The sequence below is a fragment of the Agromyces sp. CCNWLW203 genome (genome assembly GCF_036576125.1).
Taxonomy (GTDB): Bacteria; Actinomycetota; Actinomycetes; order Actinomycetales; family Microbacteriaceae; genus Agromyces.
On sequence record NZ_JAZHYX010000001.1, the window covers coordinates 1116631 to 1137390 of the forward strand.

Here is a 20760-nt window from a genome sequence, read left to right on the forward strand (position 1 = left end):
GAGACAACGATGTCTGGAACCGGACGACGACGAGCGACGTGGATCTCCGCCGCGGCTGTCGCGCCGCTGCTGGCGCTGAGCGCGTGCGCATCACCCGGGTCGAACGACGGTGCGACGGGCGACGGCGAGGTCGGCGGCGAGATCCGCATGCTCGTGAACATCACCGACAACCTGACCCAGGACCGGTGGGAGGAACTCGTCGCGCCGTTCGAGGAGCAGTCGGGCGTCGACGTCAAGATCGAAGGGCCGACCGGGCAATCGGTCGCCGAGACCTTCCCAGCCCTGCTCGCGGCCGGCACGGCCCCCGATGTCATCGAGTCGATCTTCCCGACGATCGACACGGCACCCGAGGTGCTCGACCTCACCGACCAGGACTGGGTGGCCGACACGCCCATGGTCGACACCTACTCGACCGACGGGCGCACCAACGTCGTCGGCGTGGGCACCCAGGCGCAGTCGGTGCTGTACTACAACAAGGACCTCTTCGCGAAGGCCGGCATCACCGAGACGCCGACGACCTGGGAGGAGTTCGACGAGGCCCTCGCCGCCCTCGCGGCAGCCGGGGTCGAGCGACCCATCGCGTTCGCCTCCGACTGGGCGACCGGAGTTCAGGCACAGCAGATCTGGCACCCGCAGCAGAACATCACGACCCCGGCATGGCAGCAGGCCGTCGCCGGCGAGGAGAGCACGCTCGGTGAGCAGTTCGAGCCCCTCTTCGAGCACCTGACCGACTGGATCGACGCCGGCTACACGACCGCCGACGACGTGGCGACGGACTCGGGTACGCAGGAGGCGAACTTCATCGCCGGCACCGTGGGCATCTACCCGATGGGCTCGTGGTTCACGACGACGCTCGACGCGAGCCCGCCGCCGTTCGAGGTCGGTGTCTTCGCACCGCCGGTCGACGAGGCATCCGACGCCCCCGGACCGCTGGGTGCGACCCTCGCGTACCCGTACATGGTCTGGAACGGATCCTCGAACATCGCCTCGGCCACCGCGCTCGTCGAGTACCTCGCCACCGATGAGGACGCGATCAAGGCGCAGGCGGAGATGGACAGCTTCAGCCGTGCCGGACTCGACGTCTCGACCAACGAGTACGACGCGCTCGTGCAGGGTCTCGTCGACGCCGCACCCGAGCTGGTCGTGCCGGGCAACCAGACCGTCGGCGACCTCGCACTCCCGGTGGCGGGCTTCAACGCGAAGTTCACCGAACTCGTGCAGGGTCTCTGGCAGGGCCGATCGGCCGCCGAGGTGGCCGCCGACCTGAGCGCCTGGTACGACGCGGAGAAGACCGGCTGATCATGCCCTCGAGCAACACGACGCGGACGCGGGAGCGCGTGACGGAAGCAGCGGGGATCCCCCGCGGTGCCGCCACCGCCCCCGCGGGCCGCGGCCGCAACCCGGCACGACCCGCGGGCGGCGGCCGCTCCGGCCGGCGCCGCGGCATCGACGTCTCCAGGCTCCTCGACGGTGCGCTGACCATCCCCGCGCTCGTCGTGTACGTCGGGTTGATGGTCGTGCCGGTCGGCTTCGCCGTGTACTACTCCTTCACGCGGTACAACGGCATCCCCTCGCAGGCCCCGCAATGGGTGGGCTTCGAGAACTACCTCCGGATCTTCGAGGATCCGGCCGGCGAGATGCACTCGTCGATCGCGGTGACCGTGACCATCGCGGTCATCGGCTCCTTCCTCGTGAACGGCGCGGCACTCGGACTCGCCCTGCTCCTTCACCGCCCGTCGAAGTTCAACAGCTTCGGCCGCGCGGTCATGTTCTACCCGCACGTGCTCTCCGCTCTCGTGGTCGGCTTCCTCTGGCAGGCGCTGCTCGGCCCGCAGGGTGCGATCAACACGCTCATGGAGCAGTCGCAGGGTTCGACGCTGCCCTTCCTCTCCGACCCCACTTGGGCGCTCTACACCCTCATCGGCGTGATCGTGTGGGCGCAGTTCGGCGTGCAGCTCATCCTCTACATCGCCGGCCTCCAGGCCGTCTCGCCCGAGCTGCAGGAGGCCGCGCGCATCGACGGCGCCACCCGTGGCCAGGTGTTCCGGCACGTGACGTGGCCCGCGCTCGCCCCCACCGTCACCGTCACGATCATCACCTCGGTGCTCTCGCTGCTGAAGGTCTACGACGTCGTGCTCGGCCTCACGAATGGAGGACCGGGCGACGCCACCCAGACCTGGGCGTACGAGATCCTCGCGGTCTCCTTCGCCAACAACCGCGTCGGCCTCGCCTGCGCCCAGGCGGTGCTCCTGATCATCGCCGCCGGCATCCTCTCGTTCGGCATCATCGCGATGCGCCGACGAGCCGAAGAAGGGGCGGAGGCGGCCTGATGAGACGCACCAATCGCATCACCAACACCGTTCGCGTCATCCTGCTCTCGGTGCTGTCGCTGGCCATGCTCGTGCCGATGTACATCATGATCGTGAACGCGTTCAAGCCGCAGCAGGAGATCCTGCTGTCGCCGCTCGGCCTCGACTTCGCGACCGCATCGACCGAGTACCTCGAGGCCGCGTGGAACAGCACGCAGTTCCCGGTCGTCGAGGGCTACCTGTTCACGATCTTCCTGGTCATCGCGTGCAACGTCGTCGCGATCGGCTTCTCGATCCCCGCGGCGTACGTCATCGCGCGCACGCCCGGCGTCGTGTTCACGGGGCTCCTCCTCTTCTTCGTGGCCGGCATGTTCATCCCGGCGCAGATCATCCTCGTGCCGGCGATCTTCGTGCTGAAAGCCCTGAACCTCATGGGCACCGTGCTCGGCCTCGTGCTCTTCATGTCGGCGTCGATGATCCCGTTCACGCTCTTCATCTTCAGCGGATACATCCGGATGCTGCCGCGGTCGCTCGACGAGGCCGCGTCGATCGACGGCGCCGGTCGGCTGAGGGTCATCTGGACGATCATCTTCCCGCTCATGAAGCCGATCGTCGCGACGGCGTTCATCCTCAACACCCTCACCGCATGGAACGACTTCGTGAGTCCCCAGCTGATCCTCGGGCCGGGGTCGCAGGCGAAGACGATTACGACGGGCGTGTACGCGGCGGTGTCGTCGTACTCGACGAACTACGAGATCGTCTTCCCGACGCTGCTGCTCGCGGTCCTGCCGATCCTGATCATCTTCATCGCGCTGCAGCGGTTCATCATGGGCGGCCTGGCAGCCGGCGCCGTCAAGGGCTGAGCCGGCGGGCGAGCCCTGGGTCCGGGCCCAGGCGAGCGCCTGCGCCGGGCCTCCGGCACCGTCCGGAGTTCCGCTGCGCGAAAGATCTGCGATTCCTTCACGCCGATTCCCGTGAATTCCTCCCGATCATCGCCGCTCGCGTTCTACGCTGAGCGAGCGCAGGCCACCGAGCCTGCCGCTTCGATGGAGAAGACGAATGAGGAGCACCGCATGACGCGCATCGGGGTCGTCACCGAACAGAGACCCGAGACCCGCGTCGCCGCCACGCCGGCGACCGTGAAGCAGCTGATCGCCCTCGGCTACGAGGTGGTCGTCGAGGCGGGGGCCGGCGCGAGGTCGGCGTTCCCCGACGATGCCTACGTCGAAGCGGGAGCCCAGCTCGTCGACGGTGCCGCCGCGTTCGCGAGCGACCTCGTGCTGAAGGTCAACGCACCGACCGAGGCCGAGATCGCGCAGCTGGCGTCGGGCGCCACGATCATCGCCTTGCTCGCGCCGGCATTCAAGCCCGAGCTGCTCCAGGCGCTCGCGGCTCGCGGCGTCACGGCGCTCGCGATGGACGCCGTGCCGCGCATCTCGCGCGCGCAGTCGATGGACGTGCTGAGCTCGATGGCGAACATCGCCGGGTACCGTGCCGTCGTCGAGGCGGCGCACGAGTTCGGCCGGTTCTTCACGGGCCAGGTCACCGCGGCCGGCAAGGTGCCGCCCGCCAAGGTGCTCGTCGCGGGCGCGGGCGTCGCCGGCCTCGCCGCGATCGGCGCCGCCTCGAGCCTCGGCGCGATCGTGCGCGCCACCGACCCGCGCCCCGAGGTCGCCGACCAGGTCAAGTCGATCGGCGGCGAGTACCTGAAGGTCGAGGTCGCGGTCGAGCAGTCCACCGACGGCTACGCCAAGGCGACGAGCGAAGACTACGACCGGCGCGCAGCAGAGATCTACTCCGAGCAGGCGGCCGACGTCGACATCATCATCACGACGGCGCTCATCCCGGGCCGTGCGGCGCCCCGACTGATCACGGCAGCGGATGTCGCGAGCATGAAGTCGGGCAGCGTGATCGTCGACATGGCGGCGGGCATGGGCGGCAACGTCGAGGGTTCCGTCGCGGGCGAGCGCATCGTCACGCCGAACGGCGTCGTGATCCTCGGCTACACCAACCTCGCCTCGCGCTTGCCGACGCAGGCCTCGCAGCTCTACGGCACGAACGTCGTGAACCTCGTGAAGCTCCTGACCCCGGCCAAGGCCGGCGAGCTCGTGCTCGACTTCGACGACGTCGTGCAGCGATCGGTGACGGTCGCGAGAGACGGCGCCGTCACCTGGCCGCCACCGCCTGTGCAGGTTTCAGCGGCACCGGGAGCCGCGGCATCCGCTTCGGCAGGGGCGAAGGAGGTCGCAGCCGCACCGGAGCCCAAGCGGCCGATGTCGCCCGTGAAGAAGGTCGGCCTCGTCGCGATCGGCATCGCGGCGCTCTTCGCCGTGAACGCGATCGCGCCCGCCCCGCTGCCGCAGCACTTCACAGTGCTGGTGCTCGCCGTCGTCGTCGGGTTCTACGTGATCGGCAAGGTGGCCCACGCGCTGCACACGCCGCTCATGAGCGTCACGAACGCGATCTCGGGCATCATCATCGTCGGCGCCATGGTGCAGATCACGAGCGACGTGCTCGCCGTGCAGGTCATCGCCACCGTCGCCGTGCTGCTGGCCAGCATCAACATCTTCGGCGGCTTCGCCGTCACCCGACGCATGCTGGCGATGTTCTCGCGCGGCAAGAACGGAGCGGACCGTGCCTGAGGCCACGACCCTGCTGACCCCGGCCTCGATCGCCGGAGCCGCCTACATCGTCGCGGCGCTGCTGTTCATCATGAGCCTCGCGGGGCTCAGCCGGCACGACACCGCCAAAGCCGGTGTCGGCTACGGCATCGCCGGCATGACGATCGCCCTCGTCGCGACGGTGTACGCGACGTTCGCCGACGCCTGGGGCTCGCCGCAGGCGACGACCGGGCTCATCCTGCTCGTCGTCGCCGTGCTCGTCGGCGGCGCGATCGGCCTCTGGCGGGCGCGCGTCGTCGCGATGACCGGCATGCCAGAGCTCATCGCCCTGCTGCACAGCTTCGTCGGCCTCGCCGCGGTACTCGTCGGCTGGAACGGCGCGCTCGAGGTCAGCGGCATGAGCGGGGCGCTGCTCGACATCCACCACGCAGAGGTCTTCATCGGCGTCTTCATCGGCGGCGTCACCTTCACGGGCTCGATCGTCGCGTTCCTGAAGCTCTCGGCCCGCATGTCGTCGGCGCCGCTCATGCTGCCCGGCAAGAACGTGCTGAACCTCGGGGCGCTCGTCGCCTTCGTCGCGCTGACCATCTGGTACGTCATCACGCCCGAGCTCTGGCTCCTCGTCGTGGTGACGGCGCTCGCCCTCGCGCTCGGCTGGCACCTCGTGGCATCCATCGGCGGCGGCGACATGCCGGTCGTCATCTCGATGCTCAACAGCTACTCGGGCTGGGCGGCGGCCGCGGCCGGCTTCCTGCTCAACAACGACCTGCTCATCGTCACCGGTGCGCTCGTCGGCTCCTCGGGTGCCTACCTCTCGTACATCATGTGCAAGGCCATGAACCGCTCGTTCATCTCGGTGATCGCGGGCGGCTTCGGCATCGCCGCGCCGACGTCGTCGGGCGACGGTGAAGAGGTGGGCGAGGTCCGCGAGGTCACGGCAGCGGATGCCGCGGAGCTGCTGCGTGACGCGACGTCGGTCATCATCACGCCCGGGTACGGCATGGCCGTCGCGCAAGCGCAGTACCCCGTGGCCGAGCTCACCAGCCGTCTGCGGGAGCGCGGCGTCGACGTGCGCTTCGGCATCCACCCCGTCGCCGGGCGCCTCCCTGGGCACATGAACGTGCTGCTCGCCGAGGCGAAGGTGCCGTATGACGTCGTCGAGGAGATGGACGAGATCAACGACGACTTCGCGAAGACCTCGGTCGTGCTCGTGATCGGGGCGAACGACACCGTCAACCCGTCGGCAGCCGAAGACCCGGGCAGCCCGATCGCCGGCATGCCCGTGCTGCGGGTGTGGGAGGCGTCGAACGTCATCGTCTTCAAACGCTCCATGTCGGCCGGCTACGCCGGGGTGGCGAACCCGCTCTTCCACCGCGACAACGCGCAGATGCTCTTCGGCGACGCGAAGGCGCGAGTGGAGGACATCCTGCGAGCGCTCTGAGCGCGTGTCGGCCGGCCGCGGCTCACCGGGGTGCTGCGGCGCGGGCGTAGCGCGCCGCCAGGTCGCCGAACGCCTGCCGGAGCTCGGCCGGTTCGACGCCCTCGATCGCGGTGTCGAACCGGCCGAGCGATGCGGCCAGCGACACCCACGACCAGGATCCCGATTCGAGGCTGCACCGATCGGGGCCGAGCTCCAGCACCGTGCCCTCGCCGGCGAACGGCAGCACGGCGCTCGCCGGCAGGTCGAGCACGACGGTGCCGGTGCAGGGCCATGCGTTGGCGCCGCTCGACCCCTTGAACCTCGCCGAGACGAACTCGTGCACGTCGCCGCCCGGTACCTCGCGGGGCGCGAAGCGCGGACCGGTCGGCGTGCGCGGGGTGATCCGGTCGGCGCGGAAGATGCGCCATGCCTCGTGCTCGAGATCCCACGCGACGAGGTACCAGCGGTGCTCGAAGGTCACGATGTGGTGCGGTTCCACCCGGCGCGGCGGCTGCGGCGGAGGCCCCGGCTGCGCCGCGGAGTCCTCGTCCCGCGGTTGCACGCTCGCGTAGTCGAATCGCAGCACCTCGCGCGAGCGGATCGCGGTGGACAGCGCGATGAGCACCTCGGGCGTCGCGGTCTCGGCTGCGGAGGCCGGCCGGCTCGCGATCGCCGTAATCTCGAAGGCATCGAGTCGATGACGCAATCGTGACGGCATCACCTGGCGCACGGTCGTCAGCGCACGCATGGCGGCCTCCTCGATGCCGGCACCGGTCACGGTCGCCGCCCGGAGGGCAACGGCGAGGGCGATCACCTGGTCGTCATCGAAGAGCAGCGGCGGCAGCTCGGCGCCCGCGTCGAGGCGGTAGCCGCCGTCGGGCCCCTTCGTCGCCCGAATCCGGTAGCCCATCTCGCGCAGGCGGTCGACGTCGCGGCGAACGGTGCGATGACTGATCCCCAGGCGGTCCGCCAGCGTGCCGCCCGGCCAGTCCCTCCGGGTCTGCAACAGCGACAACAGCAGGAGGAGCCGCGACGTCGTCGAGATCATGGCTCCGACACTAGTTCGGGTAGAGGACCGTAGCTGTCCTCTACCCCTGCGAGAGTCGCTGTCGTCGGGATGGTCCCGGCAGTACACGAGCTCACAGGAGTCGACATGTCCGTCATCACCACACCCCACCTCAACTTCCGCGGCGACGCCCGTGCGGCGCTGGAGTTCTACCACTCCGTCTTCGGCGGCCGGCTCGTCGTCGTCAGCAATGAGGAGGCCTTCAGCGTCGAGACCCCCGAGGAGGCGCAGCAGGTCAAGTTCGGGCAGGTGACCGGTGCGAACGGCTTCCAGGTCATGGCGTTCGACGTGCCGGCGAGCACCTCCTACGATCAGGGCGACAAGTCCCTGTTCGTGTCGGTACGTGGTGACTCGGCCGACGAGATCGCTGAACTGTGGAGCCGCCTCGCCGAGGGCTCGACGGTGCTCGTGGACCTCGCGCCCTCGGCGTTCTCCCCCGCGTACGGCATGCTGAAGGACGCCTTCGGCGTGGTCTGGGTGCTCGACGTCGCGGTGGCCTACGAACCGGCGTGACCGACGGCTGCGGGCGGCCACCGGCCACCGGCCTCCGTCGCCCGCAGCGACCCGTTCGTCGCTCAACGCGCAGCGAGCACGTCCAGGTAGTGCTGGTTGAACATCACGCCGAGGATGTTGCCGAACGGGTCGACGACGGAGGCTGTGGTGAACCCAGGCCCCCGTTCCGTCGGCGCGTCGTAGCTCGTCGCCCCGAGCGCGAGCAGGCGCTCATAGCTCGCCGTGACGTCATCGACGGCCCAGTAGATGACCTCACCGGCCGGAACGTCGGACGAGGTCGGGCGGTACTGCGCATCGATGATGCCGAGCTCGTGCTGGAAGTCGCCCACCCGATACTCGACGTAGCCGGGTCGGGTGAAGTACGGCTCGATGCCGAGCAGGTCGGAGTACCAGGCGGTGGCCGCCTCGAGGTCGGCGGCGTAGTAGCTGACGGTGGCGAATCCCCTGAGCATGAGCGGTTCCTTTCGAGCGGATGCCTCGGTGTTCCGAGGCGATGAATACAGTCTCGAGCGCAGAAGTGCTCACCTCTTGACTACTTTTCAGACGAGAATGGAGCCATGCGCGCAGATCGCCTCGTGGCCGTGCTCCTCACCCTCCAGGCACGCGGGCGCGTGACCGCCGCGCAGCTCGCCGACGAGCTCGAGGTCTCGGTCGCCACCGCCCGCCGCGACCTCGAGGCGCTCTCGGCGGCGGGCATCCCGGTGTACCCGCAGACCGGCCGCGGCGGCGGCTGGCAATTGCTCGGCGGCGCCCGCACCGATCTCAGCGGCCTGTCGTCGGGCGAAGCTCGTGCCCTCTTCCTGCTCGTGGGGCCCGCGGCATCCGTCGCCCCTGAAGCGAAGGCCGCGCTGCGCAAGCTCGTGCGCGCCCTGCCCGAGACCTTCCGCACGCACGCCGAGGCCGCCGCCGAAGCGGTCGTCATCGATCCGGGCGAATGGGGCAGGCCGGCCCCCGAGCGCCCCGAACTGTTGCCCGTGCTCGAGTCGGCGGTCGTCGACCGGGTGCGCCTCCGCATCCGCTACGCGGCGTGGCGTGCGGAACCCGTGGACCGCACCGTCGACCCGTGGGGCCTCGTGCAGAAGCAGGAGCACTGGTACCTGCTCGGCGGCGTCGACGGCGCCGAGCGCACCTATCGCGTCGACCGGATGCTCGACGCCGTGCCCACCGGCGAACAGGCCGAACGACCCGACGGGCTCGACCTCGCCGAGGTCTGGGAGCGCGTCACTGCGGCGGTCGACCGGCAGCGCTCGGCGGCGACCGCGACGATCGTCGTCGACTCCGGCATCGTGCCGCTGCTGCACACGCAGTTCGGCCAGCGCGCCGTCGCCGAGACGCAGCTCGATGCCGGCCGTTCGCGCGTCGTGGTGACCGCGCCCACCGAGGTGCTCATCGCACGGGGCCTCGCCGGCTGGGCCGAGTACCTCGACGTTGTCGAGCCCGAGTCGATCCGACGAGAGCTGCACCGGCTCGGCACCGCGCTCGTCGCCCGGAATGCACCTGCCGCCGAGGGCGAGCGGTCTCCGGACTCGGCGCCCGCGGTGCCAACGTAGGATGGATCGGTACCCCAACCGATGTGAAAGAGGTCAAGTGGCCATCGCAGCCGCTCCCGAGGGCGCCCGCTATTGGGTCGTCCCGGTCGTCCGCGGCATCCTGGCACTCGTGCCCGCCGCCGCCATCACCTTCTCGCCGAACCACTCCCCCGAGTTCGGACTGCTCGTCTTCGGCCTCTGGGCCGTCGTGTCGGGGCTCCTCACCGGAGCACTGTCGATGCGATTCACCGTCGAGCGCGGCATCCGCTCGTTCTTCGTGATCGCGGCCGTCGTGACCGTCGCCGCCGGCCTGCTCGCGCTGACCGTGCCCGGCGGACTTCCGTTCCTGCTCTACCTCGTGAGCGTCTGGGCGGCCGTCACGGGCATGCTCGAGCTCTTCGCCGGGCTCCGCGCACGGGGCCGCACGCCGGCCGCGCGCGACTGGATCGCCGCGGGCGCTTTCACGGCGATCCTCGCGCTCGTGTTCCTGGTCATCCCACTCGACGCCGTCACCGCGGTCGGCCTGCTCGGCGGCTACCTCGTCATCCTCGGCGTCTACCTGCTGATCGGCGGGTTCTCGCTGAAGTGGGCCACCAGCCCAGCGGATGCCGCGCCCGACGCCCCCGGAACGGAGCAGACCTCGTGACCAACACCCCCGGTGAGTACAAGCCGAGCCGTCGCGACGTGCTCCGTCCCATCGAGTACGTCGGCGGCGCCGCGATCGCCGCGATCTTCACGGGCCTCGTGGTGCTCATCACGGCGCGCGACCTCATGCTTGCCCTGATCATCGCCGGCATCGCGTTCATCGTCGTGCTCATGACGCTCGCGCTGCTCTCGATGGCGATCAAGCCCAACGCCGAAGAGGCGGCCGAGATCGACGGCGACGAGCCGCCGGCGGCTCCGCCCGCCTCGCCCGGCCACTGACCCGCCGGAGACGCCGGGGCACTGACGCTGTGGGCCCGAACCCGGTGGAACACCGGATCCGGGCCATCGTCGAGTGCTTCGACTACCAGCTCAGCATCGGCACGGGAGCTGACACTGAATCCGCGAACGGCGCGGCGCCGTCGAATGCCGCGCGGAGCACGTGCACGCCCCGGTCGAGCTTCGGCAGCTTCACACTGAACCTTCCCTCGTCCTTGGCCGTGATCTCGACCGTCGCGAGCACAGCGGCACCGTCGGTGACGGTGAGGGTGCCCACCGGGTTCGATCCCTCGCTCGAGAAGACCTGACCCACGTACTTCACCTGGGAACCGGCCTTCGCGATGAGCTGGTTCGGCAGCCCGATCACGAAGGTGTCGACGGTGGCGTCCTCGATCCTGACGGTGATGCCGACTTCCTCCGAGGTGTTGCCCGCCGCATCGGTGGCCCGCGCCGTGACCGTGGTGACGCCGGGTGCCGTGATGATGATCGGCTCGGAGTACGGCTGCCATTCAGCGCCCGTCGAGAACTCGATCGTGGGTGCCGTGTCGTGGTCATCGGTCGCCGTCGCCGTGACGGTGACGTCACCCGTGAACCAGCCCGACGCCGGCTCCGTCGGAGAGGTCGCGAGCGCGACCACCGGGGCGTCGACGTCGATCGGCTCGGCTGCGGGATGGGTCTTGAACGCATCCACGATCATGTAGTCGCCCGATCTCATCGTGCCGGTGATCGTGTGGACGCCCGGAGCGAGATCGCCGACCGAGAGCACGGTCTGCTGGTGCAGTCGGCTTGCGTTGTGGAACGACTGCGTGGTCAAGACCTCCCCGTCGATGGCGATCTCGACATCGCCGAGGTCGGTGTTGACCTGGGAGATGATGTCGATCCCCGTCCCATTGAACGTCAGCTCCCAGGAATCACCGAGGTTCTGCGTGGCATCGATGTCGTCGAGCCAAGCGGATGCGCCGCCGCGCGCCGCGTCCCGCCAGATCCATGATTCGCGCGTCGGAGATGTCGCCGTGCGGTACACGACGCCCGAGGTGTTGTTGAGGATCTCGGGGTCAGCGGGCTTCACGAGTGCGACGGTCACATTCGTCGACGCGCGGCGAACGTCGAGGCTGATGGAGGCTCCGGCCGGCAGGGAGTTGTATGCCTGCCAGAAGGAGTTGCGCTGCTCGGTGACCTCGGTGCCGTTGATGGAGCGGATGAGGTCGCCGGCCTGCAGGCCGGCCGCCGCAGCGGGGCTGCCGGACGGAACAGTGTTGAACTTCACTCCCTTGTAGTCGCTGATGGCATACGACGACTGCTCCGCCTTGGTGGTGATGTTCGTGATGTCGGAGCCCCAGATCCGCTCCACGTACTTGCGACGCGCGAGTTCGATCGGGTCGGGGCCGGTCGTGCCCGTCGGCAGCACGGCTGCGGGCGGCAGTGCCCCGCCGGGGGCGCCGAAGCCCGTCATCGGGATGTTCTCGTATCCGAGCGACAGGGCCGGCGAGGTCTCCGCGACGGTGAAGTCGTAGTTCGCCGTCGGGTCGCCGTCGGCGAACGCCGGGTCGCCCACGGCCGAATCCCGATCCATGCCAGCGGCGTACCACGACGTGGCCGTGTTGATCGTGGCACCGTCGGACGAGAGCTTCTCGGAGACACCCCCCTTCGGCCTGACGTCGATCGACGCGCCGGCGTTCCAGAAGAGGTTCTTGCCGATCGTGTACTTCGCGCTGGCGGGGTCGTTCAGGACGTTGTTGTACGGAAGGCCGCCGAGCGTGATGTTCTGCTCGATGATGTCGCCGCCGGGCATGTAGCTCACCTGCTCGAAGGTCGATCCGTCGAGGATGAGGTTGTTGCGCAGGGTCCGGTCGAAGCCGTCGCGCAGCTTGACGCCGCCCTTCAGCAGGACGTTGTTCGTCATGACGAAGTTGGACGAGCCGTCGTCGAGGTCGATCGCCCAGTCGCCGTCGTGCCAGAACCGGTTGTGGTCGATCGTGATCGGCTCGACGACGTCGAGCTCCATCATCGCTCGGGCCTGTTCGGCCGTCAGCGCTCCGCCGGTGTTGCCCATGAACGTGACGCCTTCGGCGAGGCTCGCGAACGCGTTGTTCGCGGCTCCGGTCTTCCAGAACCGGCTGCGCCCCCACGAGTTGATCGAGCCGTTGTCGCCCGTCTCGCGCACGCAGTCGAAGATGTCGTTGTGTTGGATGAGGTGCCCGCCCCAGGTGTTGTCGGAGAAGTTCAGGCACGCCCGAGGACTGTCGGACAGGGAGTTCCCTCGGACGGTGATGTCGAGGGCCATCGCGATGTTGACGGACGAGGTCTGCTTCTCGTAGCGGCCGTTGTTGCGCATGACGTTGCCTTCGATGAGCACGTCGCGAGGGTAGTCCTCGGTCTTCGGACCGCTCTCGAGATCGGTGATCCGCGGCGTCGTGAAGTAGTTGTCGGCGTAGTCCCGCACGGCGTTCGGCGAGCCGACGACGTGCACGTCGGTCGCGCCGTTGTTCTCGAACCTGCTGGCGGTGATCGCGGTGCCCTCGTTGAATCCATCGAGGAAGATGCCGTTGCCGCCCAGGTCGGTGAAGGAGGACTTCGTGAAGGTCACGTTCAGGCTGTTCGTCACGGTGGCCGCGCCCTTGCGCACGACCGACCAGTCGCCTCGGGAGAGATTGACGAACTCGTTGTTGAAGAGCGTGCGATGGGTTCGTTCGAACTTCAGGTTCTCGAAGGTGATGTCGTGGATCGGATCGGCCGGGGACGAGCCCGTCAGCGTGACGAGTTCGTCGAGCTCGCCGACCTCGATGCTCGTGGCCGTGAGATCGACGCCGGCAGCGGGCTTGAGGTACAGCTTGTTCGCCGCGCGGTCGAGGAACCACTCGTGCTCGACATCGAGTTCCTCGCGGATGTTCTCGACCATCACCGCGTCGGCCTTCAGCGGCCGGTCGACGTTGCAGTCCTGCGGGCGGTTGTTGTCCCCGACGAAACTCAGGTCGAGCGCATCGCCGGTCCGGCCGGCGATCGTGAAGGAGACGCTGCCCCAGTCGTGGCAGTGCATCGCACGAACGAACCCGGTGGTCGGATCTGTCCAGCCGGAGGAGCGGGAGTTCAGCGTCGACAGCGTCGTCGTGCCCTCGAGCCGAGGTGCGTCGTCATCCCAGTTCGGGTAGCGGGCCATGACCTGGCGGACGTCGTCGACGAAGAGCTCGTCGAAGTCGATTCCCGCCGGGACATCCGTCACCATGACGCTCGGGTCGGCCTCGGTCGGCTTCCAGTCGGCCACGAGTTCTCGGCCACCGTTGAGCGTCGCCCCCTCGCCGGTGCCGACCCAACGCACCGGGGCTCCGGCGCTGCCCGAGTCCGAGTTCGTGAGGGCGAGCGTCGAATCGAGGTAGTAGTCGCCTTCTGCGAGCTCGACCGTCACCGGGCCGCTGTCGGCGAGGGCGTCGCGAACGAGTTCCTGCGCCCTGGTCAGTGACTTCACCGGCGCGGATGCCGAGGTGCCGGCAGCCGCGTCGTCACCGGTCGTGGCGACGAAGATGGTGACCGGCTCCGCCGCGGAAGCGGGGAGCGCCGGAAGTGCGGAGAGGATGAGTGCGGCGAGGCCGGCGCCGGCGATCGTTGGCCGTAGGACACGTCGTACTGGAGCGGTATTCGCCCCGCGGGCAGGTTGGTCAGTCACGAGAACTCCCTTGTTCGTAGTGCACCGAGCTCAGAATCGAGTCGAAACATCCGATCTCTAAGGGGCCACGCTATGAACGCGGCGCGACAAAGTCAACCCCGTACGCCGATGAGGTGAGTGAAACCTCCGATGTCATGCTGTGCGTGAGCCCCGAAGCCAACGTCCGTCGGGCATGCTCCCGCCACGGGCTGCCTCGGCGAGGCCGGCCCGCGTGCCTGGGAGTCGGCGTCAGCCGAGGCGGTCGACGAGCTCCGACGCGATGCCCGTGTACGACTGCGGCGTGAGGGCGAGCAGGCGCTGCTTGGCCTCGTCGCCGATCTCGAGCCCGTTCACGAACTCGGCGAGCTCGGTCGCGCCGACGCGCTTGCCGCGGGTGAGTTCCTTGAGCATCGCGTAGGGGTCGGCGATCGTCGAGCGGCCGGCGACGACCTCGGCGCGGATCACCGTCTGGATCGCCTCGCCGAGCACCTCCCAGTTGCCGTCGAGGTCGGCGGCGAGCACCGCGAGGTCGAGGTCGATCTCGCCGAGGCCGCGCTGGATGTTGTCGAGGGCGAGCATCGAGTGCCCGAAGCCGACGCCGATGTTGCGCTGGGCGCTCGAGTCCGTGAGGTCGCGCTGCATGCGGCTCGTCACGAGCGTCGCGGCGAGCGAGTCGAGCAGCGCCGACGAGAGCTCGAGGTTCGCCTCGGCGTTCTCGAAGCGGATCGGGTTGACCTTGTGCGGCATCGTGGACGAGCCGGTCGCGCCGGGCGCGGGGATCTGGCGGAAGATGCCGAGCGAGATGTAGGTCCAGATGTCGGTCGCGAGGTTGTGCAGCACGCGGTTGGCGTGCGAGACCTTGCCGTAGAGCTCGGCCTGCCAGTCGTGCGACTCGATCTGCGTGGTGAGCGGGTTCCACGTGAGCCCGAGCGACTCGACGAACTCCTGGGAGACCGAGGGCCACGAGACATCCGGAGCCGCGACGACGTGCGCCGAGAACGTGCCGGTCGCGCCAGAGAACTTACCGAGGAACTCGGTCGCCTCGATCTGGCGCTCGATGCGGCGCAGGCGATAGGCGAAGACCGCGAGCTCCTTGCCCATGGTCGACGGGGTCGCGGGCTGGCCATGCGTGCGCGACAGCATCGAGGCGTCGCGGTGCTCGCTGGCGAGGGCCTCGATCGTCTCGACGACGGCCCGGTACTTCGGCAGCCAGACGCCCTGTACGGCGTCGCGCACGGTGATGGCGTACGAGAGGTTGTTGATGTCTTCGCTCGTGCACGCGAAGTGCGTGAGCTCCGAGATCGCGTCGAGGCCGAGGTCGCTGAGGCGCCGGCGCACGTAGTACTCCACGGCCTTGACGTCGTGGCGCGTGGTGGCCTCGAGGCCGGCGAGTTCGTCGATGTCGGGCTGGCCGAAGTCGGTCACGACCTGGCGCAGGCTCGCCTTCTGGTGGTCGGTGAGCGGCGACGAGCCGAAGAAGCCGCGGTCGGTCTGGGCGATGAGCCACTCGACCTCGACGTGCACTCGCGCCCGGTTGAGGCCGGCCTCTGAGAGGTGCTCGCCGAGCTCTCCGACCGCCGAGCGGTAGCGACCGTCGAGGGGGCTGAGCGGCTGGGGAGGCAGCGAAGTCATCGGATTCCTTGTCTGAGTGCTGGTGCGAGTTGCCGGAAGAGCGCCGACGTCGACCGTTCAATCATCTCAAGGACTCGATCGAACATCGGTTCGTCGGAGTAATAGGGGTCGGGGACGTCCTGCAGGTCGGCCGGATCGGGTCCGAACTCGAGCAGCATGCGCACCTTCTGCTGCTCGGTCGGGTTCGGCGCCCAGTTGCGGAGGATGCGCGCCTGCCCCTGGTCGAAGGCCACCACGAGGTCGAGCCGCGGGAAGTCTGCCGCGTCGAACTGGCGGGCCCGGTGGTTGCGTCCGTCGTAGCCCGCGCGTTCCAAGGCGTCGATCGTGCGCCGGTCGGCCGGCTCGCCGACGTGCCAGTCGCCGGTCGCGGCCGATTCGATCGCGAGCCGATCGCCGAGCCCGGCACGCTCGGCGTGCGCGCGCAGCACGACCTCGGCCATCGGCGAGCGGCAGATGTTGCCCGTGCACACGAACGACACCCGGAACGCAGGCGCGTCGTCTCCCGCGGAATCCGCTCGCGTCATGGGTTCCATTGTGGACGACATCGGGCGATCGCACAGCACCTTTTCGGGGGCGGTACGCTGGGCGGTCCGGCGAGCGGCAGACGGGGGTGGGTGCGATGACGGATGCCCCTGAGCCCGACATCCTCGTCGACGCGCGACTCGCCCGAGCGCTCGTGGCGGCGCAGCACCCCGACCTCGACGGGCCGATCGTGCCGGTTGCGAACGGCTGGGACAACGCGATGTTCCGCCTCGGCGACCATTATCTGGTGCGGTTGCCGCGCCGAACGGTCGCCGCCGGGCTGGTGCGGCACGAGCAGCGCTGGCTGCCCGAGATCGCCGATCGCGTCTCGATGTCCGTACCGGCGCCGGTGCGGATCGGGCGACCGGCACCCGAACTCGGGTTCGACTTCCCGTGGAGCATCCTGCCCTGGTTCGACGGCGTGAGCGCGGCCGACATGGAACCTCACGCACGAGCGATCGCAGCGTCGTCGCTTGCGAGGTTCGTCGCAGAGCTCGGGGTGGCAGCGCCCGCAGCGGCGCCGGTGAACGTGTATCGCGGCGTGCCGCTCGCCACGCGCGACGAGGTCGTTCGGGGCAGGCTCGAGCGCGGGCCCGCGGCGACGCCCTCTGAAAAGATCGAGGCGCTCCGCGCCGTCTGGAACCGTGGACTGGCCGCGCCGGAATGGGCGGGGCCGCCGGTGTGGCTGCACGGCGACCTGCATCCGGCGAACCTGGTGCTCGCGGCATCCGGAGACCTCGCGGCCGTCGTCGACTTCGGCGACATCTGCGCCGGTGACCCGGCATGCGACCTGGCGACGGCCTGGCTCAGCTTCGACGCACCGGGACGCGCCGTCTTCCGTGCCGAGGTCGACCGACTCCGCGAGACGGATGCCGCGATGTGGGACCGAGCCCGCGCGTGGGCGCTCGTGCTCGGCACCGCGATCGTCGACACGGTCGGGGTCGGTGGGCGGCTCGGCCGCGTCGGTGTGCACGCGCTCGAGGCGGTGCTCGCCGACTGAGGCGGCCACTCGCCCTCCACAAATGCGCGTTGCGCTGCCCGCGCACAGGATGCCCGCTGCCGGCCCGATCGGCCGCGCCGCTCCGCGACACTCGAGCATGCTCGATTCCGAACCGTATGCGCTCGCCCTGAAGGGCACCGCCGTCACGCAGGAGCGCATCGACGATGCCAGGGCGCACCTCCTCATGCTCAGGTCGCTGCTCGCCGAGGTGCAGGAGTCCGTGCATCGGCTCGTGCCCCCGTCGACCGGCGCCTGGCGATCCGCGGCGGCTGACGGCTACGTGCGCGGTCTCGACAACCTCAGGGCACGCGTGCTGGCCGCACGTGACGGACTGGCCGATGCCGAGGCGGCGCTCGTCGACCGCATCCGCCGCATGGAGCAGCAGCTCGAGGTGCAACGCGCATCGCTCGCTGAGATGCCGGCGCCCGCCATTCGAATCGATGCATCGTGGACGACGCGCTGACACTCAGCGGAGGCGGCACGACCACTGTCGCGACTGATGAGCTGTTCGCCGATGCATCCCGGTTGGGCGCGGCCGAAGCGGTCGTGTCGGAATGGCGCGAACGCGCCCGGGTGATCAAGATCGGTCTGCTCGAACTCGATCTCTCCGAGCCGTCCGCGGGGCGGTCCGACCTCTCCTCGCCGACGTGGGGCATCGCCAACGCAGACGTACGCCTGCGAGAGGCCACCGAGTACGCCGCGAGCCTGCGTCAGGCATTGATCGAGAGCGCCGAGCGGTACGGTTCGACCGAAGGCTTCGTCGAGGCGATCTGGCGAATCGCCGGTGGGCCGCTGGCCGTGGTTCTGGGCGGCCTTGCAGTGCTCCCTTCCATCGTGATCACCGGAGGCGTCCTTGCCGGCGTCTTCGCCGCCACGAAGGCGACGGGCTGGCGCACTCCGCTCGAGACATGGATCGTCGGTCAGAAGGGCCTGCTCTCCGATCCTGCGTTCGTGCGCGCGGTGCGCACCGCCGCCGACTCGGCCGATGAGTTCGGCGCCGGTGCGCTCCACCTGCCCCCGGGCTTCGCCATCGGCATGGGTAGCGGAATCCGAGCCCCCGAGGCCGCGTCGGTGCTGCTCGGTGTCACGGGGCTGTTCGGCATCACGCTCGGCAGCAGGGTGCTCGTCGAGGCGCCGGTGCGCGTGACCCGCGTGCTCCCCGACCGCCGGGCCGACCAGCTCGCCGGCGCGCGCTCGACCGCCGGCTCCGAGGTGCCGTCGACCGTCGGCTCCGGCGCACCACCGCTCGGCGGCACGGTGACGGCACCGAACGGCATCGCCGATCTCGCCGACCGCATCCCGGCGTCCGACTCCGGCGCGCAGATCACGGTCGAACGCTACGGCGGGCCGAGCGACCCGAGGTGGGTCGTCTACATCGGCGGCACGGTCGACTTCACGTTGACGGCCGGCACCGAGACCAACGACATGACGAGCAACGTGTACGGCATCGCCGACGACTCGTCGCTCGATGCGCTGCGCAGCGTAGGAGCGGACTCGGCGGCGGTCGAACGTGCGGTGCGCCTGGCGCTCGCCGAGGCCGGGGCCGAGCCGGGCGACCCGCTCCTGCCCGTCGGGCATTCGGGCGGCGGCATCGTGGCGGTGGCGCTCGCCAGACCCCGACCTCAACGTGACGACCGCCCTCAACCTCGGCGGCCCCGTCGCCTCCGAAACGATCCGCGATGGGGTGACGGTGCTCACCCTCGAGCACGAGGAGGACCTCGTTCCGGCAACCGGCGGGTGGGGGCATCCGTCGCCGAACCGGCTCACCGTCTCACGAAGCGTGCTCGAGGCGGGCGTCGAGTACGACGAGGCCGTGCCCGCCCACCTGCTCGTGCGCTACCAGGAGACCGCGGCGCTCGTCGACGCTTCCGACGAGCCGCGGCTCGTCGAGATGCGCGAGCGGGTCGCAGCATTCACCGGCGGCGGCATGGGAGAGGTGACCCGGTGGGTCGCGAGGCGCGAGACCGATCCGCCGGAGTTCAGCCCGCCCTAGCTCAGCGCGCCGGAACTCAGTCCTTCGACACCGGGCGCAGCACCAGGCCGATGAGCCAGCTGATGAGGCCGAGCACCAGGGCGCCCAGCACGCCCCACCAGAAGCTCTCGACCACGAGGCCGAAGCCCATGAGGTCGCTGATCCAGTCGACGAGCAGCAGCAGGAGGCCGTTGACGATGAAGGAGATGAGGCCGAGCGTCAGCACGTAGATCGGGAACGCCACGATCCTGATGAAATTGCCGATGATGGCGTTCACGAGGCCGAAGATGAGCGCGACGAGCAGGTAGGTGAGCACGGTCGCGAGCTGGGTGTCCTCATAGGGCACGACGCTGACGCCCGAGACGATGAGGGTCGTGAGCCAGAGGGCGAGCGCGATGACGATGACCTTGACGATGAACCGCATGGCTCCACTCTGTCAGACGAGACCCCCGAGAACGAAGGAGTACGGTGGAATTCGTGACCGCACCGGAGCCCACGGGGGCGCGCGTACGCCTGCGCCCCGAGATCGCCGCCCTTCCGCCGTACCGTCAAGGGCGCCCCGCGCCCGCCGACGGCTTCAAGCTCTCGAGCAACGAGAACCCCTTCGGCCCGCTGCCCTCGGTCGTCGAGGTCGTCGCCGCGGCGGCCCACGACATCAATCGGTATCCGGATGCCACGGCGCTCGCCCTGCGCGAGAAGCTCGCCGAGCGGTTCGGGGTCACGGCCGACGAGGTGCTCGTCGGCGCGGGCTCCGTCGCGCTGCTCGCCCAGTTCATTCTCGCGGCCGCCTCCCCCGGCGACGAGGTGATCTACTCGTGGCGCTCGTTCGAGGCCTACCCCGGACTCGTCACCGTGGCCGGAGCCACGAGCGTGATGGTGCCGAACCGCGCCGACCACGGCCACGACCTCGACGCGATGGCGGCGGCGATCACCGACCGCACGCGCGTCGTCATCGTCTGCTCGCCGAACAACCCCACCGGCGTGGTCGTGACCGCGGCCGAGTTCGAGGCGTTCATGGCGAAGGTGCCGAGCGACCGTCTGGTGCTGCTTGACGAGGCCTACGCCGAGTTCGTGCGCGGCGACGGCAGTGCCGACGACGCCGTCGACGGTTCGACGCTCATCGGCCGCTACCCGAACCTCGTGCTGCTCCGCACCTTCTCGAAGGCCTACGGCCTCGCAGGTCTCCGTGTCGGCTACGCCATCGGCCCTGTCGAACTGCTCGACGCTGCGCGCGCGACGGCGATCCCCCTCGGGGTCACGGCTGCCGCGGCATCCGCTGCCATCGCCTCGCTCGAGCCGGTGGCCGAGATGGAGCTGCTCGCGCGGGTCGGCGAGATCGCCGACCGGCGCGATCGCGTGCACGCGGCCCTCGTCGCGCAGGGCTGGCCCGTGCCGACCGCGCGCAGCAACTTCGTCTGGCTGCCCGCGGGCGAGGCGACGACCGCGGTGGCCGAGCGGCTCTTCGACGCCGGAATCGTGACGCGCGCCTTCGCGCCCGACGGCATCCGAATCTCGATCGGCGAAGAGGAATCTGTGGACATCCTCCTCACGATTCTCGGTGAGCTTGTACCGGGCTCACAAGAAGGGCACCCGCAGTAGCGGGTAGCGTGGAACG

At 69.4% G+C, this 20760-nt stretch carries 20 protein-coding genes; 13 read left to right on the forward strand and 7 right to left on the reverse strand.

Annotated features, from left to right (window positions below; genetic code table 11):
- Window positions 1-9: 9 nt before the first annotated feature.
- The 5 genes from VPH61_RS05135 to pntB all read left to right on the forward strand — a co-directional run bounded on the left by VPH61_RS05135 (window position 10) and on the right by pntB (window position 6371).
- Window positions 10-1299, forward strand: a complete 1290-nt coding sequence (locus tag VPH61_RS05135) for an ABC transporter substrate-binding protein (protein WP_332062422.1) — start codon at window positions 10-12, stop codon at window positions 1297-1299.
- Window positions 1300-1337: 38 nt separating this feature from the next.
- The gene (locus VPH61_RS05140) at window positions 1338-2330 is read left to right on the forward strand and encodes a carbohydrate ABC transporter permease (protein ID WP_332062423.1); all 993 of its coding nucleotides are present in this window, start codon (window positions 1338-1340) and stop codon (window positions 2328-2330) included.
- Complete coding sequence (locus VPH61_RS05145) at window positions 2330-3172, forward strand: carbohydrate ABC transporter permease (protein WP_332062424.1); 843 nt, start codon at window positions 2330-2332, stop codon at window positions 3170-3172. The genes VPH61_RS05140 and VPH61_RS05145 overlap by 1 nt, the downstream gene beginning before the upstream one ends.
- A gap of 210 nt (window positions 3173-3382) precedes the next feature.
- The gene (locus tag VPH61_RS05150; RefSeq protein WP_332062425.1) at window positions 3383-4951 is read left to right on the forward strand and encodes a Re/Si-specific NAD(P)(+) transhydrogenase subunit alpha; all 1569 of its coding nucleotides are present in this window, start codon (window positions 3383-3385) and stop codon (window positions 4949-4951) included.
- A gap of 70 nt (window positions 4952-5021) precedes the next feature.
- Window positions 5022-6371, forward strand: coding sequence for a Re/Si-specific NAD(P)(+) transhydrogenase subunit beta (gene pntB / locus VPH61_RS05155; protein ID WP_442879060.1), 1350 nt, complete (start codon window positions 5022-5024; stop codon window positions 6369-6371).
- 22 nt (window positions 6372-6393) lie between these two features.
- Here the strand turns inward: pntB and VPH61_RS05160 are convergent, their stop codons facing one another.
- A complete protein-coding gene (locus VPH61_RS05160) occupies window positions 6394-7398 on the reverse strand; it encodes a helix-turn-helix transcriptional regulator (protein ID WP_332062426.1) in 1005 nt (334 codons plus the stop codon).
- Between the two features lie 105 nt (window positions 7399-7503).
- Between VPH61_RS05160 and VPH61_RS05165 the strand changes: the two genes are divergently transcribed.
- Complete coding sequence (locus VPH61_RS05165; RefSeq protein ID WP_332062427.1) at window positions 7504-7929, forward strand: VOC family protein; 426 nt, start codon at window positions 7504-7506, stop codon at window positions 7927-7929.
- Window positions 7930-7991: 62 nt separating this feature from the next.
- On the opposite strand, the gene VPH61_RS05170 is transcribed toward VPH61_RS05165, so the two are convergent.
- The gene (locus VPH61_RS05170; RefSeq protein WP_332062428.1) at window positions 7992-8381 is read right to left on the reverse strand and encodes a VOC family protein; all 390 of its coding nucleotides are present in this window, start codon (window positions 8379-8381) and stop codon (window positions 7992-7994) included.
- Window positions 8382-8486: 105 nt separating this feature from the next.
- Here VPH61_RS05170 and VPH61_RS05175 point away from each other — a divergent pair, with 105 nt between their 5' ends.
- From VPH61_RS05175 to VPH61_RS05185, 3 genes are read left to right on the forward strand one after another with little or no spacing between them, the layout of a single operon-like run.
- Window positions 8487-9479 (forward strand): helix-turn-helix transcriptional regulator, encoded by a 993-nt coding sequence (locus tag VPH61_RS05175; RefSeq protein WP_332062429.1) that lies wholly within the window; start codon window positions 8487-8489, stop codon window positions 9477-9479.
- 37 nt (window positions 9480-9516) lie between these two features.
- Window positions 9517-10104 (forward strand): DUF308 domain-containing protein, encoded by a 588-nt coding sequence (locus VPH61_RS05180; RefSeq protein WP_332062430.1) that lies wholly within the window; start codon window positions 9517-9519, stop codon window positions 10102-10104.
- Window positions 10101-10382 (forward strand): hypothetical protein, encoded by a 282-nt coding sequence (locus VPH61_RS05185; protein ID WP_332062431.1) that lies wholly within the window; start codon window positions 10101-10103, stop codon window positions 10380-10382. The genes VPH61_RS05180 and VPH61_RS05185 overlap by 4 nt, the downstream gene beginning before the upstream one ends.
- A gap of 82 nt (window positions 10383-10464) precedes the next feature.
- On the opposite strand, the gene VPH61_RS05190 is transcribed toward VPH61_RS05185, so the two are convergent.
- The 3 genes from VPH61_RS05190 to VPH61_RS05200 all read right to left on the reverse strand — a co-directional run bounded on the left by VPH61_RS05190 (window position 10465) and on the right by VPH61_RS05200 (window position 16175).
- Complete coding sequence (locus tag VPH61_RS05190; protein WP_332062432.1) at window positions 10465-14040, reverse strand: PDZ domain-containing protein; 3576 nt, start codon at window positions 14038-14040, stop codon at window positions 10465-10467.
- Between the two features lie 228 nt (window positions 14041-14268).
- Window positions 14269-15651 carry an adenylosuccinate lyase gene (gene purB / locus VPH61_RS05195; RefSeq protein WP_332062433.1) on the reverse strand — a complete coding sequence of 461 codons (1383 nt, stop codon included), beginning with the start codon at window positions 15649-15651 and terminating at the stop codon, window positions 14269-14271.
- Window positions 15648-16175 (reverse strand): low molecular weight protein-tyrosine-phosphatase, encoded by a 528-nt coding sequence (locus VPH61_RS05200; protein WP_332062434.1) that lies wholly within the window; start codon window positions 16173-16175, stop codon window positions 15648-15650. Before VPH61_RS05200 ends, purB begins: the two co-directional genes overlap by 4 nt.
- A gap of 95 nt (window positions 16176-16270) precedes the next feature.
- Between VPH61_RS05200 and VPH61_RS05205 the strand changes: the two genes are divergently transcribed.
- Window positions 16271-17173, forward strand: a complete 903-nt coding sequence (locus VPH61_RS05205) for an aminoglycoside phosphotransferase family protein (protein ID WP_332062435.1) — start codon at window positions 16271-16273, stop codon at window positions 17171-17173.
- 97 nt (window positions 17174-17270) lie between these two features.
- Complete coding sequence (locus tag VPH61_RS05210; protein ID WP_332062436.1) at window positions 17271-17636, forward strand: hypothetical protein; 366 nt, start codon at window positions 17271-17273, stop codon at window positions 17634-17636.
- Between the two features lie 907 nt (window positions 17637-18543).
- Here the strand turns inward: VPH61_RS05210 and VPH61_RS05215 are convergent.
- On the reverse strand, window positions 18544-18765 hold the full coding sequence (locus tag VPH61_RS05215) for a hypothetical protein (protein ID WP_332062437.1): 222 nt from the start codon (window positions 18763-18765) through the stop codon (window positions 18544-18546).
- Window positions 18766-18800: 35 nt separating this feature from the next.
- Here VPH61_RS05215 and VPH61_RS05220 point away from each other — a divergent pair, with 35 nt between their 5' ends.
- Complete coding sequence (locus VPH61_RS05220; RefSeq protein ID WP_332062438.1) at window positions 18801-19166, forward strand: hypothetical protein; 366 nt, start codon at window positions 18801-18803, stop codon at window positions 19164-19166.
- Window positions 19167-19182: 16 nt separating this feature from the next.
- On the opposite strand, the gene VPH61_RS05225 is transcribed toward VPH61_RS05220, so the two are convergent.
- Window positions 19183-19569 carry a phage holin family protein gene (locus tag VPH61_RS05225; RefSeq protein ID WP_056007254.1) on the reverse strand — a complete coding sequence of 129 codons (387 nt, stop codon included), beginning with the start codon at window positions 19567-19569 and terminating at the stop codon, window positions 19183-19185.
- Window positions 19570-19622: 53 nt separating this feature from the next.
- On the opposite strand from VPH61_RS05225, the gene VPH61_RS05230 reads away from it, so the two are divergent.
- Window positions 19623-20744 carry a histidinol-phosphate transaminase gene (locus tag VPH61_RS05230; RefSeq protein WP_332062541.1) on the forward strand — a complete coding sequence of 374 codons (1122 nt, stop codon included), beginning with the start codon at window positions 19623-19625 and terminating at the stop codon, window positions 20742-20744.
- The last annotated feature ends 16 nt before the right edge of the window (window positions 20745-20760 follow it).

Excerpts from the sequence above, each read along its gene's own strand:
- VPH61_RS05135 (WP_332062422.1), top strand. The coding sequence starts at position 10 with ATGTCTGGAACCGGACGACGACGAGCGACGTGGATCTCCGCCGCGGCT.
- VPH61_RS05145 (WP_332062424.1), top strand. The coding sequence starts at position 2,330 with ATGAGACGCACCAATCGCATCACCAACACCGTTCGCGTCATCCTGCTC.
- VPH61_RS05150 (WP_332062425.1), top strand. The coding sequence starts at position 3,383 with ATGACGCGCATCGGGGTCGTCACCGAACAGAGACCCGAGACCCGCGTC.
- pntB (WP_442879060.1), top strand. The coding sequence starts at position 5,022 with ATGAGCCTCGCGGGGCTCAGCCGGCACGACACCGCCAAAGCCGGTGTC.
- VPH61_RS05160 (WP_332062426.1), bottom strand. The coding sequence starts at position 7,398 with ATGATCTCGACGACGTCGCGGCTCCTCCTGCTGTTGTCGCTGTTGCAG.
- VPH61_RS05165 (WP_332062427.1), top strand. The coding sequence starts at position 7,504 with ATGTCCGTCATCACCACACCCCACCTCAACTTCCGCGGCGACGCCCGT.
- VPH61_RS05170 (WP_332062428.1), bottom strand. The coding sequence starts at position 8,381 with ATGCTCAGGGGATTCGCCACCGTCAGCTACTACGCCGCCGACCTCGAG.
- VPH61_RS05175 (WP_332062429.1), top strand. The coding sequence starts at position 8,487 with ATGCGCGCAGATCGCCTCGTGGCCGTGCTCCTCACCCTCCAGGCACGC.
- purB (WP_332062433.1), bottom strand. The coding sequence starts at position 15,651 with ATGACTTCGCTGCCTCCCCAGCCGCTCAGCCCCCTCGACGGTCGCTAC.
- VPH61_RS05200 (WP_332062434.1), bottom strand. The coding sequence starts at position 16,175 with ATGACGCGAGCGGATTCCGCGGGAGACGACGCGCCTGCGTTCCGGGTG.
- VPH61_RS05205 (WP_332062435.1), top strand. The coding sequence starts at position 16,271 with ATGACGGATGCCCCTGAGCCCGACATCCTCGTCGACGCGCGACTCGCC.
- VPH61_RS05210 (WP_332062436.1), top strand. The coding sequence starts at position 17,271 with ATGCTCGATTCCGAACCGTATGCGCTCGCCCTGAAGGGCACCGCCGTC.
- VPH61_RS05215 (WP_332062437.1), bottom strand. The coding sequence starts at position 18,765 with ATGCCGCCGCCCGAATGCCCGACGGGCAGGAGCGGGTCGCCCGGCTCG.
- VPH61_RS05225 (WP_056007254.1), bottom strand. The coding sequence starts at position 19,569 with ATGCGGTTCATCGTCAAGGTCATCGTCATCGCGCTCGCCCTCTGGCTC.